This is a genomic window from Streptomyces sp. SolWspMP-5a-2 (genome assembly GCF_900091845.1).
Classification (GTDB): Bacteria; Actinomycetota; Actinomycetes; order Streptomycetales; family Streptomycetaceae; genus Streptomyces; species Streptomyces doudnae.
In genome coordinates this window covers 1-14,578 of the sequence record NZ_FMCI01000121.1, presented here as the reverse complement: position 1 = coordinate 14,578, position 14,578 = coordinate 1, and the positions used below count along the sequence as shown (strand labels likewise).

Genomic DNA, 14,578 nt, shown 5'->3' with positions numbered 1-14,578 from the left:
ATCCCGTCCGGGGCCCGGGGGCCTGTCCGACCCCGGGCTCCCCGGGGACCGCCACCAGCGCGGCCCCCGCCCGCGTCACCCCGCGTACAACCGGTCGAGGGCGCGCCGGCTCTCCGTGTTCGCGGCTCGGCAGATCACCAGGAGCTGATCCGGGTCCTGGAGCGGTCTGAGGGTCTCGAACTGGAGGGTGATCACCCCGGCCTCGGGGTGCCGCATCGTCTTGTTCCCGCGGCCGTTGACCTTGACGTCCCGTTCGGCCCACCAGCGGGCGAAGTCGGCGTTCCCGGCGCTGAGTTCGGCGATGAGGGCGGTCAGCGCCCGGTCGTCCGGGTGCGCGGCCCACGCGGCGCGCAGATGGGCGACCCCCTCCCGCGCCACCCGTTCGCGATCGAGGTAGAACTCCCGCACCCGCGGGTGCATCAGACACAGCCACATCGCGTTGCGCCGCGACGGCGGCAGGGTGTCGAAATCCACCAGCAGTCGCGTCATCTCGGTGTTCCAGGCCAGCAGGTCGGAGCGGTGGTTCACCAGCATGGCGGGCAGCGGTGACAGGTCGGCGACCAGCCGGGCCAGCGGCGGCGCCGCCGCGGTGGCGGGCCTGTCGGCGCTGGGGGGTCGCTGCTGGGTGAGGTCGAAGAGGTAGGCGCGCTCGTCGGGAGCCAGGCGCAGCGCGCGGGCCAGCGCCTCCACCACCTCGGTGGAGGGCCGCAGCCCGCGCGCCTGCTCCAGCCGGACGACGTAGTCGACGCTGACCCCGGCCAGTTCGGCGACCTCCTCGCGGCGCAGTCCCGGGGTCCGCCGGGTCCGCCGTCCCGGGGGCAGACCGACGTCCCGCGGGTCCAGGCGCTCGCGCCGGGTCCGCAGGAACGCGGCCAGCTCCTGCGTCCTGTCCACCACGAAGCTCGTCATGACCGGTGCAACAGGCAGGGTGGGACCGGTGTTCCCAGGAAACGCCTTCCCTTACCCCTGCCCGGCCGCGATCGCAGACTCGCTGTCGTCGACGGATCACCGGCGACGGATCACACGCGCAGGAGGCACCATGTCGCTCACTCTCGACAGCTACCGGCTGCTGGGCCGCTCGGGGCTGCGGGTCTCACCGCTCGCGCTGGGCACGGCGACCTTCGGCACCGAGTTCGGCTGGGGCGCCGACAAGGACGAGGCGCGCACGCTGTTCGACACCTATGTCGAGCGCGGCGGCAACTTCGTCGACACCGCCAACACCTATACCGACGGCAGCTCCGAGCGCCAGCTCGGCGAGTTCACCCGCGGCCGCCGCGAGCGCCTGGTGCTGGCGACGAAGTACACCACCCTGCGCACGCCCGGCGACCCGAACTCCGCGGGAGGCCACCGCAAGAGCATGTTCGCCTCCGTCGAGACCAGTCTGCGGCGGCTGGACACGGACTACCTCGATCTGCTCTACCTGCACGTGTGGGACGACACCACCCCGGTCGAGGAGATCCTGCGCGCCATGGACGACCTGGTCCGGCAGGGCAAGGTCCTGTACGTGGCGGTGTCCAACGCCCCGGCCTGGGAGGTCTCCCGCATGCAGGCGATCGCCGACCTGCGCGGATGGTCCCCGCTGATCGGGCTGCAGATCGAGTACAACCTCCTCAACCGGGCCGGGGAACGCGATCTCATCCCGATGGCACGGGCGATGGGGCTCGGGGTGACCCCGTACTCGCCGCTGGCGGGCGGGCTGCTCACCGGCAAGTACGGCCGCGCCGACCTGACCGCGGCGACCGCCGCCTCCGGGGACGGCACCCGCAGGAGTTTCAACGCCGGGCTGGGCATGGTCACCGAGCGCAGCCTCGCCGTCGCCGAGGTGGTGAAGGAGGTCGCCGCCGAGCTGGGCCGCACGCCCGCGCAGGTCGCCCTCGCCTGGACCCTGCGGCAGCCGGGCGTGACGGCACCGATCGTCGGGGCCCGCACCCTGGAGCAGCTCGAAGGCAATCTGGGCGCCCTGGAGGTCGACCTCACCTCCGCTCAGCTGGCCCGCCTCGACGCGGCCGGCGCGATCGAACTCGGCTACCCGCACGACCTGCTCGCCGGCGACCACATACGCCAGGTGACCCGGGGCGACCTGAAGATCGCCCCCCGCGGCTGACACCCGGGGCGGCCCCGGAAGGGCCCCGGCTGGTGCCGCGCCGGGCATCGCGAGGCCGCCCTCCGGGAAACGGCGCGCATGGGTCAGACACGCCCTAGGCCCCCGGTACCGCCTCCCCCACCCCGGAGGGCTCGTCGAAGCCGGGGCCGCCGGTGGGGCGGGCGGTGAGGCCGAGCGAGCCGGTGGCGGCGATCAGGGTCATCGCGTACGAGTCCACCGCGCGGCGGACGTTGGGCGCGTCCAGGCCCGCCCCGGTCACCAGGCGGTCGAGGTCGACGTAGGCGGAGCGCACCAGCTCGATCCACCGGTAGACCCGCCAGTCCTCGCGCCAGCCGACCGTGCTGTCCGCGGGCAGCAGGCTCTCCCAGCGGCGGAACATCCGGTCGCGGATCTCGGGCAGGGTGGGGGTGAGGTGCATGTGGCGGACCAGCTCGTAGAGCGGGTCGCCGACGACGGCCATCTCCCAGTCGATGATGGTCAGCGCCAGCCGGTCGGCGCGCCGCACCAGGTTCCACGGGTTGAGGTCGCCGTGCAGCAGCGCGGGCCTGCGGTGGCTGACCTCGTGCCGGGCGAGGATCTCCCGCAGCCGGTCCGCGCCGGGCAGTCCGAGCAGCCGGGCGGCCTGCTGCGACTCCTGCGGCAACTCCGCGACCATCAGCACCAGTTGCTCGCGCAGCCAGCGGTGGAAGCCGCCCTCGCCCGCCGCCGGGTCGACCTGTTCGTAGTCGACCAGGGTCATGGCGTGGAGCTGGTCGACGAGCCGGTCCGCCTCGTGCGGCAGCAGCCCGTGCACCGGGTGGCCGGGCGGCCGGTCGATGTCCCGGTCGCCGACGTAGGTGTGGATCGCGAAGGGGTCGCCCAGGTGGCCGGTGCCGAGGGCCAGCACGCGCGGCGCCGCCACCGCCGCGCCCGACTCCTCGATGGCGCGCAGCACGGCGTGCTCGCTGAGGAAGCTGGGCTCGCGCCGCGCCAGCCTGGCCACCTTGCGGCGCACGACGACGGGGTAGTCGACGCCCGGCACCCGGACGACGGTGTTGAGGTGGGCGGTCCCCTTGAACACGCGGTTGGCGGGGGCGGCGCCCTCCTCGGCCAGGGCCAGGCCGACCGCGGTGGCCGGGAAGTCGGGGTGCTCGGTCAGCCGCCGGTCGGCCCGCCAGCGCAGGGTGCGCACGACCCGTCCGGCGCCGCCGTCCGCGCCGGGCCGCGCCGCCCGCCAGCGGAAGAGGGCTCCCTCGATCTCCGCCGCCTCGGGCACGGCCCGCAGCCGCAGCGGTTCCGCAGCGGACAGCAGCGCGTCGCGGACGGCGGCCGTGGCCCGTTCGAGTCCGTCCTGGTCGTCGGTGCCCGCCAGCGGCAGCGCGGCCCGTATCACGTCCGGGTAGACGGACTGGGCGCGGGCGAAGTCGGTGTAGTGGCGCAGGTCCCTGGCGAGTCCGGCGACGGCGGCGGGGCGGGTCGTCTCCATGGCGCGGGCCCACGCCTCGACGACCTGGTCGTGCTGGTGGGCCGGGTAGCGGGCGCGCACCAGGTGGGTGGCGAGGTCGTGCAGGGGGTCGCCGTAGCCGGCCAGTTCCCAGTCGAGGCAGACCAGGGCGGTCCCGGCGGGGTCGGGCAGGATCAGGTTGCCGCGGTGCAGGTCGGTGTGGAGCAGGCCGTGCGGGCGCCGGGTCATCGCGGGGACGCGGTCGGCGAACCGGGCGAGGGCGTCCTCGGGCAGGCCGAGGGCGGCGAAGAGGCCGCCGAACTCACCCCGGTTGGGGAGCCGGATCTGCCGGTCGGCGAGGTGGGCCAGGGTCCGCAGGAAGCCCTGGCTGTCCCGGTTGTGCGGCCAGGACGGCGGCAGGGGCGGCAGGCTCTCGCGGCGGACCAGGGCCGTCAGGGCGAGGGCGCGGGCCGCTGCGGTGACGAGCGGGGCGGCGACGGGGGTGGCGCCGGGGTGGACGTCGGACAGGGGCACGCCCTCGACGTGGCCGAGGACGAGACAGCCGTCGCCCTCGGCCAGCAGGCGCGGGACGGGGGCGCGGACGCCCGCGGCGGCACGGAGCACGCCCGCCTCGTCCGGCCAGGTCCTGACCACGACGGGCAGCGCCCCGGGCCGTCTGACCCGGACGTTCGCCAGGGTGCCCGCGGGCAGGTCCCACAGCCGTGCCGCCGCCGCGGTCAGCGGCAGCACGTGGTTGTGGTGGTGGTGACCCGAGAGGGTGCGGCCGAGGCGGCGCGCGGTCTCGGTGAACTCCCCGACGGGATCCGTGGGTCGGATCCGTCCCCCGGGAAGCGGGGGAAGGGAGGGTGGTGCGCCCACGGGCTGCTCCGGGTGCGAGAGGGGGGACGGTACGGCACACCGTAGGCACGGGCTGCGGGCGTCTCTCGTCGAAACGGGTTCCGCGTCACCACAACGGGTGGTGTACCGCGCGGGTCTGCTGGGTAAGGCGGGGTCGGCGTGTACATCGCTCTCATACGCACGGGGACGAGGGTTGTGCTCAGCGGGCCTCGGCGGACGGCGTGCGCGGGGAGCCGGGGGGCGTGTTCGGGGGGCGTGTTCGGGGGCGCGAGGGGCTACCCGCGCAGCAGGGTGAACAGCGGCTGGAGCGAGTCGACGACCGTCTCGGCCCCGGCCTGCCGCAGCAGCGCCGCCTTGCGTTCGTTGCGCGCGAAGCCGAGGAACGGCACGCCCGCCTCGGCCGCCGCCGCGCAGTCGGACGGCGCGTCGCCGATCATGAGGGCGGCCTCCGGTGCCGTCCCGGTGGCGTTCAGCGCCTGGTTGAGGCAGTGCGGGTGGGGCTTGAGGCGGTGCAGGTCCTGGGTGCGGCCGTAGATGTGCGGGGCGAAGCAGGACAGCAGACCGCGGCCCTCCAGATAGGCGCGGACGACGGTGGCGGAGTTGTTGGTCGCGACGGCGAGCCGGGCGCCGACCGCCGTCCAGGTGCGGATCAGCGGGTCGGCGTAGGGCGTCGGCCAGGCGGACGGCTCGGCGTCCAGCTCGTGCCGGGTGAGCCGCTCCTCCAGCTCGGTGACCAGGTCGCTGCCCGGCCGCAGCCGGTCGACGGCGCGCAGCACGACCTGCGGGTCGTGGGTCTCCTGCTCGTCGTCGGTGAGCAGGTTCCGCAGGCCCCGCCCCTCCAGCCAGCCGATCAGGTCGGCGGCCACGTCCCGGGCGGGGTACCCGGCGAAGAGCCGGCAGACGGGCCCGTCGAAGTCCCAGAGGACGACACGGGGGCGGGTGATCAGGTTCCTGAGTTCCTCGGGGGCGTACGCGGTCTCTTCCGCCACCGGTTCGGTCTGCGCCGTATCAGAAGTCACTAGGAGAGTGTCAGGTCGGTCGTGATGGTTTCCCAGAGGGCGTCGAACCACTTCTGCGATTCGTCCACGAACGCGGCGTCGCGCTGGCCCGCGGTGCGGTCGAACGAGAACAGCAGGGACTCGGCGCCCAGCACGTCGTACATGTCCAGCGTCTGCCCGTCGGTGGTCTCCTCGCGGCGCGAGACCATGTAGTAGGAGATCAGCGCCTCCGCCCCGTTGAGCAGGTACAGCTTGACCGGCGGGGTGAACGGCAGGGCGCGGAAGGTCACGCTCACGTCGACGCCGTGGGACGCGCGCAGCGACCGCAGGTTGTGGCGCAGCACCTGGCCCTGGGCGTTGCGCTGGGCCAGCCAGCGCTGGTGGACCGGGTCGTTGGTGCCGCGTCCCTCGACCGGCACCGGGAACGCCAGGTTGATCTCGCGCGAGGGCAGCAGGAGCCGCACGTCGATGGAGTCCGGGCGCAGTTCGCCCGCGTGGATGCTGCGCAGCGGGTCGCCGAGGGCGAGCATCAGGGTCTCGGCGGTGAGGCAGGCGGCGTCGATGCGCACGTGCCGGGCCGCGAACGCCTCGGCGAGCCGGGGCGCGAGGCCCACCATGGTCGGCTGGGGTCCGCCCGGGGTGACGGAGGGCTGGGCGATGCGCGGCGGGCTGCCCTTGCTGACGTTGCTCAGCAGGCCGTCGTCCTGGAGGGCGCGCAGGGCCTGGCGGACGGTGCTGCGCTCGACCTCGAACTCGTCGGCCAGCTCGGCCTGGGTGGGCAGGCGGTCGCCCGCCTTGAGCGCACCGGCCCTGATGCGCTCCCGGAGGCTGTCGGCGATCTCCTGCGCGGAGTGCTTCCTGCCGTTCACTGCCACCACGTTCTCCTGAGTCCCGACCGGAAGCCGCAACCTCGCTCCGGGCGGGGCGAGTTGCTTGAAAGTTGTTTAAGGGTACCGACCAAGTCGCGGTGAGTCGGTCGGAGTTGGTCACCAAGCAGGTGGAGGCGACGGAATCCGGGCTTCCTCAGTCGCCGAGCCGCAGGTCCGAACTGATCGTCCGCCACAGGGCGTCGAACCAGTGGCGGGACTCCTCGACGAACGTGGTGTCCCGTACCCCGCTCCCGTGCTCGAACCCGAAGAGCATGGAACGCGTGCCCTCCGCGTCGTAGAGCTGCAGCCGCTCGTGGCCGACCTCGCGTTCGCTGCGCGAGAGCGTGTAGAAGGCGAACAGCGCCTCCACGCCGTTGAGCAGGTACAGCTTGACCGGCGGGGTGAACGGCAGGGCGCGGAAGGTCACGCTCACGTCGATGCCGTGGGTGGAGCGCAGGGCGAGCAGGTTGTGGCGCAGCACCCGGCCCTGGGCGTTGCGCTGGGCGAGCCAGAGGTGGCGCAGCCGGTTGCCCGGCGCGGACTCCACCGGGGTCGGGAAGGCGAGGTCGATGTCCCGGCTGGGCAGCAGCACCCGCACGTCGATCGTGGCCGGTTCCAGCTGTCCGGCGTGGATGCGCCACAGCGGTTCGCCCAGGGCGAGGTTGAGAGAGACCGAGGTCAGGCACAGGGCGTCTATCGCGACGTGCGGGGCGTCGAACGCGGCGGCGATCCTCGGGGCGAGCGCCACCGTGGTGGGCAGGGGTGGACCGGCGGGTCCGGCCGGCCGTCCGGGGCAGGAGGGGTTCCCGGCCACGGTGGCCGGGCTTCCCTTCGAGACGTTGGCCAACAGGTGCTCCGACTGAAGAATGCGCAGTGCTTCGCGCACCGCACCCCGTTCGACGCCGAACTCGTCGGCCAGCCGTGCCTGCGTGGGCATCCGCTGGCCCGCTCGCAGTTCCCCGTTCCGGATCCTGGTCCGCAGCACGTCCGCCACCTCGTGTGACCGCTGTGGCCGCTGGGACCTCGTCCGCCCAGTGGCAGAGCCGTGTTTCGGGTCCACGGCAAAACAGTACAACTTCCCGCCATCTCAAGGCAGTTCTACAAGAGGTGGTTATAAGCCGCTTCCAAGTGGAGATAAGTACAGTGAAGTTGGCAGCCAACTTGGGCAACCTGGTTGCACATCAGGGTGGTTGGCATGCAGAATCCAGAGTGTCGCTCGGGTTCCCTTCCGGAGGGGAGCCGGGACCCCGGCCGACCCGCTCCAGCCGTACAGCCACAACAGAACATCGAAAACTTCAACCGCACCGCGAGCGGCCCGCACGGCCGCGGCACAGCCACAACTCCATACGCACAGTCACAACTGAACAAGCACCGCTACGGATGACAGAAGTACCGCGCACCGAGCTCCACACGCGCAACGGCGTACACGCGTAGGCACGCACACGCGTGTACGCACCGCTGAACAGGAGAAACCGCGGGTCAGAACATGTCCGGGCACCACGGTCGCCTGGACGGACGCAGCAGGGCGTCGGCCGATCGGGCGGCGCCCGCCCGCTCCTCCCGCACCCGGCCCAGCGCCGCGAGTCGCACAGCCGACTCGTCGCCCAGCCAGAGCATCGCCAACTCGACGATGCCGAGCGAGAGTTCAGCGCTGCGCGTGGTCGGGACGCAGGTCGCCCCGGCGGGCGAGGCCGTCAACTGGTAACGCCCGCCGGTCAGTCCGGCCGGATCGGCGACGTCGATCACCAGGCCGCCCTCCCGCTCGTACGTCCGCGCCTCCATGGCCTGCACGACGTCCAGGATCCGCACCCAGAGCCAGTCCGCCTGCGTGGTGACGAGGGCCGCCCTGGGGTCGGGCAGCAGCGACGGCAGCAGATCGTCGGGGGCCCGCATGTCGGACTTGATCCGGGTGACCCAGTCGATCGAGCAGAGGTAGTGCCACAGGGCGCGCTCCGCCTGCGGGGTCGCCGCCAGCAGCCACCGCACGGTCGCCGTCTCCTGGGGCTGCTTGCCGTCGCCCCACGTCTCGTCCACCTCGTACGCCACCAGCCCGTCGAGCGTGCCGGACGGCGAGCGGTACGCGGCGAAGAACGGGGTGGTCCAGCGGGCGGACAGCCGCGCCGCGCCGGTGGCGGTCTGCCACCAGAAGTCCTTCCTGCTGACGGTGCCCGGCACGCTCCGGCGCACCCGGTCGTGCAGCTCGGGACCGGCCTTGCGGACGTCCTCGGGCTCCAGCAGGTCGATCCGCCCGCCGCCGTCCGCCAGCGGTGCCCGCGGGTCGAACCCGGCGCGCGGCACGTCGACGCTCCACCCCGTCGCGCTGGTGGCGGGGCCGAAGCCGAACCGGCCGTAGATCGGGTACTCCGCGGCGATCAGGGTGGCCAGGGCGTCCCCGCGCTCCTTGGCCGCCGCCAGGTCCTGGCCCATCATGCGGGTGAGCAGCCCGCGCCTGCGGTGCGTGGCGGTGACGGTGACCCCGGTGACGGCGTCGGCGGCGACCGGGCGGCCGCCGACCGCCGTCACCTCCTGGTCGAAGGAGCGGAACGTCGCCACGCAGCGCCCGCCGTCGAACGCCCCCAGGAACCGGCCGGGCTCGAACTGGCCCCGCCGCGCCTCCAGTTCCTCGGCCGGTACGACGGGCTCCCGCAGGAACCCGGCGTGCACGGCACGCAGCCACTCGGGGAACTCGGCCTCGGTGATCGGCCGGACGTCGATGTCGGTGCGCACGCTGCTCATGACCTCACGGTATGTGGACGGCGGTGAGGTGTCGCGCAGATTTCCGAGGCCGGGGCCACGGACCCCGCCCGCCCCGGGCCGTGCCCCCTCAGAAGACGGCCCGCACCTCCCCCACCTCGCGCCCGCCGCCGGTCAGGGGGGCGCGGCCGATCCGGTCGAGCACCGGGGAGTCCACCCCCAGCAGGGCCAGGGCCCGCGCGAGGACCGGACCCAGGGTCCGCGACCCGCCGTCGTCCATCTTGAAGGCCAGCGCCCGCCCGTCCGCGAGGGCCACCGCCTGCACCGCCTCGGCGCCCATCTTGGAGAGCGTCCCCGGCACCTCCCGCATCAGCCAGGTGTCGTGCCGCCTGGTCCCCGCGACGTACTCGGGGTGGGCCCGCATCGCGTCGGCGACCCGGCGTTCGGCGGAGCCGGGCGCGGCGCGGACGAAGGAGCGGAAGGCGCGGGCCAGACCGGTCAGGCCGATCGCGGCGAGGGGCGCCCCGCAGCCGTCGGTGCCCGTCGCGGCGACCGGCTCGCCCGCCGCCTCCTCGATCACGTCGCGGATGAGCCGCTGGAGCGGATGGCCGGGGTCGAGGTAGCTCTCCAGCGGCCAGCCGCGCAGCGCGCACGCGGCGAGCATCGCGGTGTGCTTGCCGGAGCAGTTCATGGTGACCCGGTCCCGCACGGCGCCCGCCGCGAGGTAGGTCTCGCGCTCCACCGGGTCCAGGGGCAGATCGGGCGGGCACCGCAACCGGCCCGGTTCCAGGCCGTGTTCGGCGAGCAGGGTGCGGACCAGATCGCGGTGGAAGGGCTCCCCCGAGTGGCTGGCCGCCGCCAGCGCGAGCCGCTCGCCGCCGAGTCCGAGACCGGCCCGCAGGACACCGGCCGCCTGCATCGGCTTGTTGGAGGAGCGCGGGAAGACTGGCGCCGTCACGTCTCCGAGGGCCAGCTCGACGGATCCGTCGGCGGCCAGCAGGACCAGGCTGCCGCGGTGGCGGCCCTCCACGAACCCGGAGCGGACCACCTCGGCGAGGACGGGCGGGGCGGGCGGCCCCGGGGGCGACGGCTCGGGCGACAGCGCGGGCATCGGCATCGGCACGGCCTTCCGTGACGGGACTCCCCGTGGGACGGCCGCGCGCTCACGTGAGCAGGTCGTCCACCTGGGCTTCGCCCTCACGGTACCGGCGGGTGATCTCGGCGCTGCATCCGTCCGCCGTCCGCTGCAGCCGCTGCCTGCGCCGGGACACCTGCTGCTCGTAGCCCACCAGCCGCCCCATCGCCGTGTGCAGCTCCTGGTCGGTGCGGGCGGCGAGGTCGGACAGCTCGACCTCGGCGAGCATGTCGGCGGCGAGCCGCCGGTACTCCGCGCTGTGCGGGGTGCCGAGGGTGACGTGGCGGGCGGAGGAGCGGTGCCGGGCCGGGGCGTCCGCGAGGATCTGCGAGAGCCGGTCGACGACGGAGCCCGCCCCGCCGTCGCGCACCGGGCGCCGCCGGGCCAGCTCGGCGCGGAGGATGTCGATGCGGCCCTGGAGCAGGCGGCGCACGTAGCTGAGGTCGGCCTCGTCGCGCTGGGCGTCCCGGCGCAGCACCCGCAGCTCGGGCAGGTTCAGGGCGGTGAGGTCGGGCTCGGGCGGCTCGACGGGCAGCGCGGGCCCGCCGGGGTCGGCGGGCGCCGGGCTGTCGGTGCGCTGCTCGGGCGGCCTGGGCGGGGGGCCGGCCGCGCGGCCCTCTCCCGCGCGGGTGTCCCCGGTCGGGCCGTCCGCCGCCCGGCTCTCCCCCGCGCGGGTGAACGGGACCGGGCCGGGCTGCCGCCCGGTGCTCGGTGTGCTCATGTGCCCCTGCCGTTCCCTCGACCGCCGTTTTCAGGAGGCATCGTGCCACCCTCGGTGGCCGCTATGTGACCGAGTGCCCCCGAACGGCCCCGGATGGGGGGTTGGCGAGCATCGGGCGGCCCGTGTGCGGACGGCTTCGAACGGACCGGCATGATGGGGCGCATGCGAGCGGTGGTGCAGCGGGTCGACGGTGCGAGCGTGGTCGTCGACGGCGAGACGGTCGGGGAGATCAGCGGCGAGGGCCTGTGCGTCCTGGTCGGGGTGACGCACGAGGACACCGGGGAGACGGCGGAGCGGCTGGCCCGCAAGCTCTGGTCGCTGCGGGTGCTCCAGGACGAGCGGTCGTGCAGCGACACCGGCGCGCCGCTCCTGGTGATCAGCCAGTTCACGCTCTACGGGGACGCCCGCAAGGGCCGCCGTCCCACCTGGAACGCCGCCGCCCCCGGCGCCGTCGCCGAACCGCTGGTGGACGAGGTGGTGGCGCGGCTGCGGGCGCTGGGCGCGACGGTGGAGACGGGCCGGTTCGGCGCGCAGATGCGGGTCTCGCTGACGAACGACGGCCCGTTCACCGTGCTGATCGAGGTCTGACGCCGGGCTCAGGGCTCGACGACGGTCTCCTGCGCGGCGGCCGTGTCACCGGCCATCAGGCGGGCGTCGGTCGCGACGTTGCGCTTCACCAGGGCCAGGGCGACCGGGCCGAGTTCGTGGTGGCGCACGGCGGTCGTCACGAAGCCGATCCGGCGGCCGTCGGGGCCGTCGTCCGCGAGCCGGATCTCCGTGCCCGCGGCCGGCAGGTGGACCTCGCTGCCGTCGAGGTGGAGGAAGACCAGGCGGCGCGGCGGCTTGCCCAGGTTCTGCACCCGGGCGACCGTCTCCTGGCCGCGGTAGCAGCCCTTCTGGAGGTGCACGGCGGTGCCGATCCAGCCCAGCTCGTGCGGGATGGTGCGGTGGTCGGTCTCGAAGCCCAGGCGCGGCCGGTGCTGTTCGACGCGCAGCGCCTCGTAGGCGAGGAGCCCGGCCGGGTGACCGGTCCGCGCGGCGTACTCCTCCAGGTCCTCGCGGGGCAGGAAGAGGTCCCGCCCGTAGGCCGTCTCGCGCACGACCGTGCCCTCGGGCACCTCGGCGATGGACCCGGCGGGCAGGTGCACGACGGCGATGTCCCCGGTCCGGTCGGCGACCTCGACGCGGTAGAAGAACTTCATCGAGTCGAGGTAGCCGATGAGGGCACCGGCGGTGCCGGGCTCGACGTGCGCCCAGGTGGTGGTGCCGTCGTCGACCAGGTAGAGGGCGTGCTCGATGTGGCCGTGCGAGGAGAGGATCAGCGCCTCGGTGGCGAGGCCCGCGGGGAGGTCGCTGACGTGCTGGGTGAGCAGCAGGTGCAGCCAGCTCAGCCGGTCCTCGCCGGTGACGGTGACGACGCCGCGGTGCGAGAGGTCGACGAAACCGGTGCCGTCCGCGAGGGCGCGCTGCTCGCGGAACAGGTCGCCGTAGTGGGCGGCGACGCCTTCGTCCACGCCCTCGGCGGGGACGGCGCCGGGCAGGGACAGCAGAGGGCTCTTCATGGGCACAAGCCTACGACTCGGCGGTGGGGGCCCTCAGCTCGCCGGCGGTGCCGTCGTGGGCGGCCCGCGCGCACTCCTCGCAGCGGCCGAAGATCGCGAAGTGCTTCATGTCGGTCTCGAAGCCGTAGGCGCCGCGGAGCTTCGCGGTGAAGTCGGCGGCGACCGACACGTCGACCTCGACGACGTTGTCGCAGTCGCGGCAGACGAGGTGGATGTGGTGGTGCCGGTCGGCGAGGTGGTAGGTCGGCGCACCGTGCCCGAGGTGGGCGTGGCTGACCAGGCCCAGCTCCTCCAGCAGCTCAAGGGTGCGGTAGACCGTGGAGATGTTCACCCCCGACGCGGTCCTGCGGACCTCCACCAGGATGTCGTCGGGGGTCGCGTGTTCGAGGGTGTCGACGGCTTCGAGCACGAGTTGCCGCTGCGGCGTCAGCCGGTAGCCGCGCTGTCTGAGGTCGCTCTTCCAGTCGGTGCTCACCACACCCCCGAGTCTAGGGCCTGTCGTCCGGGCCGGGCGGCGTCCGGGCACGGCACCCGGACGGCTCGCGCGACCGCCGCGCGATCCGGGAGGGCGGGCCCGGGACTCCTGCTTGAAGAAGGCGATGCCGTTACTTGAAGAAGGCGATGCCGTCGTCCGGCATGTCGTCGGGGAGGGCCTTCGCCCAGCGCTCGACGTCCTCCGGGGTGACGACCTTCTTCAGGTGCGCCGACATGTAGGGGCGCAGCTCGACCTCGGGGGTCTGCTTCTCGCCGACCCACATCAGGTCGCTCTTGACGTAGCCGTACAGCCGCTTGCCGCCGGTGTAGGGGCGGGAGGCGGCGGTCCGCGCGACGGCGTCCGTGACCAGGTCGATCTGCGGCTTCTTGTCGGCCAGCTCGCCGTACCAGATCTCGATGACACCGTCGTCGCGGGTCATCGTGGCCTCGACCTTGCGGGCCGCGTCGATGCGCCAGAAGCCGGACTCGGACTCCAGGGGGCGGACTTTGTTGCCGTCGTTGTCGAGCACCCAGGTGTGGGACCGGTACTCCAGGAAGTCTCGCCCGTCGTGGCTGAAGGACACCTCCTGGCCGAAGTTGCACTTCTCGGAGCCGGGGAAGTCGTGGACTCCCGCTCCGGCCCAGTCGCCGAGGAGGAAGGCGAGGGGGACCAGGTCCTTGTGGAGGTCGGACGGAATCTCGATCATGAGCGACAGTTTCTGGTCGGTTCCTCTACGGCGGTCAGCGCTGGCCCTGGTACAGCTTCTTCACGGTCAGACCGGCGAAGGCGAGGACGCCGACGCAGACCAGGACCAGCAGGGCTTCGAAGAATGCCTCAAGCACGGGGTGCTCCTTGGACGTGGTGGTGCGGTACTAAGGCCGGGCCCCAGCTTAGTCGGCCGGGGCCCGCGCCTCCGCGTGAGGTAGGCCCTGCGAGGGAACGGGCCCGGGATCAGCCCAGGAGCTGGCTCTGCAGCACCACCGTCTGCTGGAACGGGACGGCCGCCGCGGTGCCCTCGCGGCTCTGCACGACGAGCGCCAGCACGTCCCCCGCGGACAGGTAGGCGTGCCTGACCTGCTCGGCGCCGTAGGGCTCCGTCTCGTCGTAGGCGGAGCGCTGCACCCGGTCGGTGTCGGTCTGCGGCGGGAAGCCGTCGTCGAAGAGGGAGACGTCCGTGCCGCGCAGCCGGAAACCGGGGGCGCTCGCCGGTGCGACCTTCTCCGTGAACAGGTCGTGCACGACCACCCCGGAGCCGAACCGCAGCAGGTAGATCCGGGTGCGGGTGCCGTCGGGCATGGTCCAGCCGCGGGCCGCGATGTGCCGCAGGCCGCGGTCCGCGAGCGCCAGCCGCAGCACGTCACGCTCGCTCGCGTCGGAGTACTCGGCGAGGAAGGTGCCGGTGGGCAGCCAGCCGTCGGAGCCGCGCAGGGCGGGGTCCTCCTTCGCCCCCTCCGGCGCGGGCAGCACCAGGGCGCGCAGGTCGGCGTGGTGCGCCTCGGCCGGGTTGGAGTCGGCGAACGGTCCCGGGCTGCCGGACGGCAGCGGGGGCAGGGTGAGCGCCGGGTACGCCCACCGGCCGTCCGACGCGGTCGCGAGACCGGGCACGTCGGTGCGCTCCAGCGCGCCGATCCCGTAGGCGGTCCCGGCCCCGACGGCCGCGAGGACGACGGCGGCGGCGGTCCAGCGCAGGGCGGCGCGCAGCGCGCGCCGGTCCCGGCGGGTCCCGGCCGGACCGGCCC

Annotated in this window: 14 protein-coding genes; 2 read left to right on the top strand and 12 right to left on the bottom strand. The window is 73.7% G+C overall.

The genetic code is table 11. The features are described from left to right. Window positions 1-75: 75 nt before the first annotated feature. On the bottom strand, window positions 76-909 hold the full coding sequence (locus GA0115242_RS12155) for a helix-turn-helix transcriptional regulator (RefSeq protein ID WP_093827534.1): 834 nt from the start codon (window positions 907-909) through the stop codon (window positions 76-78). A gap of 130 nt (window positions 910-1,039) precedes the next feature. On the opposite strand from GA0115242_RS12155, the gene GA0115242_RS12150 reads away from it, so the two are divergent. Continuing rightward, window positions 1,040-2,104, top strand: a complete 1,065-nt coding sequence (locus GA0115242_RS12150) for an aldo/keto reductase (RefSeq protein WP_093827532.1) — start codon at window positions 1,040-1,042, stop codon at window positions 2,102-2,104. A gap of 94 nt (window positions 2,105-2,198) precedes the next feature. Here GA0115242_RS12150 and GA0115242_RS12145 read toward each other — a convergent pair whose 3' ends face one another. From GA0115242_RS12145 to GA0115242_RS12115, 7 genes are all read right to left on the bottom strand, one after another. Further along, window positions 2,199-4,406 carry a phosphotransferase family protein gene (locus GA0115242_RS12145; protein ID WP_093827530.1) on the bottom strand — a complete coding sequence of 736 codons (2,208 nt, stop codon included), beginning with the start codon at window positions 4,404-4,406 and terminating at the stop codon, window positions 2,199-2,201. Window positions 4,407-4,660: 254 nt separating this feature from the next. Further along, window positions 4,661-5,404: an HAD family hydrolase gene (locus GA0115242_RS12140; protein ID WP_256089413.1), complete on the bottom strand. Its 744-nt coding sequence runs from the start codon at window positions 5,402-5,404 to the stop codon at window positions 4,661-4,663. Beyond that, the gene (locus tag GA0115242_RS12135) at window positions 5,404-6,252 is read right to left on the bottom strand and encodes a winged helix-turn-helix domain-containing protein (RefSeq protein ID WP_093827525.1); all 849 of its coding nucleotides are present in this window, start codon (window positions 6,250-6,252) and stop codon (window positions 5,404-5,406) included. Before GA0115242_RS12135 ends, GA0115242_RS12140 begins: the two co-directional genes overlap by 1 nt. Window positions 6,253-6,406: 154 nt before the next feature. Beyond that, the gene (locus GA0115242_RS12130; RefSeq protein ID WP_176729800.1) at window positions 6,407-7,327 is read right to left on the bottom strand and encodes a winged helix-turn-helix domain-containing protein; all 921 of its coding nucleotides are present in this window, start codon (window positions 7,325-7,327) and stop codon (window positions 6,407-6,409) included. Between the two features lie 404 nt (window positions 7,328-7,731). Beyond that, the gene (locus tag GA0115242_RS12125; RefSeq protein ID WP_093827521.1) at window positions 7,732-8,988 is read right to left on the bottom strand and encodes a GNAT family N-acetyltransferase; all 1,257 of its coding nucleotides are present in this window, start codon (window positions 8,986-8,988) and stop codon (window positions 7,732-7,734) included. Window positions 8,989-9,076: 88 nt separating this feature from the next. Further along, entirely contained in the window at window positions 9,077-10,063 is a 987-nt protein-coding gene (locus GA0115242_RS12120; protein ID WP_093827519.1) for an asparaginase, read from the bottom strand. A gap of 46 nt (window positions 10,064-10,109) precedes the next feature. Then, the gene (locus GA0115242_RS12115; RefSeq protein WP_093827517.1) at window positions 10,110-10,802 is read right to left on the bottom strand and encodes an RsiG family protein; all 693 of its coding nucleotides are present in this window, start codon (window positions 10,800-10,802) and stop codon (window positions 10,110-10,112) included. A gap of 162 nt (window positions 10,803-10,964) precedes the next feature. On the opposite strand from GA0115242_RS12115, the gene dtd reads away from it, so the two are divergent. Further along, window positions 10,965-11,390 carry a D-aminoacyl-tRNA deacylase gene (gene dtd, locus GA0115242_RS12110; RefSeq protein ID WP_093827536.1) on the top strand — a complete coding sequence of 142 codons (426 nt, stop codon included), beginning with the start codon at window positions 10,965-10,967 and terminating at the stop codon, window positions 11,388-11,390. Window positions 11,391-11,398: 8 nt separating this feature from the next. Here the strand turns inward: dtd and GA0115242_RS12105 are convergent, their stop codons facing one another. From GA0115242_RS12105 to GA0115242_RS40700, 4 genes are all read right to left on the bottom strand, one after another. Next, window positions 11,399-12,364: a CAF17-like 4Fe-4S cluster assembly/insertion protein YgfZ gene (locus tag GA0115242_RS12105; protein WP_093827515.1), complete on the bottom strand. Its 966-nt coding sequence runs from the start codon at window positions 12,362-12,364 to the stop codon at window positions 11,399-11,401. Between the two features lie 10 nt (window positions 12,365-12,374). After that, window positions 12,375-12,842 (bottom strand): Fur family transcriptional regulator, encoded by a 468-nt coding sequence (locus GA0115242_RS12100; protein ID WP_093827513.1) that lies wholly within the window; start codon window positions 12,840-12,842, stop codon window positions 12,375-12,377. Window positions 12,843-12,969: 127 nt separating this feature from the next. After that, entirely contained in the window at window positions 12,970-13,545 is a 576-nt protein-coding gene (locus GA0115242_RS12095) for an FABP family protein (RefSeq protein WP_093827511.1), read from the bottom strand. 245 nt (window positions 13,546-13,790) lie between these two features. Beyond that, on the bottom strand, window positions 13,791-14,578 hold a 788-nt coding region (locus GA0115242_RS40700; protein WP_093827509.1), incomplete at its 5' end, for a hypothetical protein.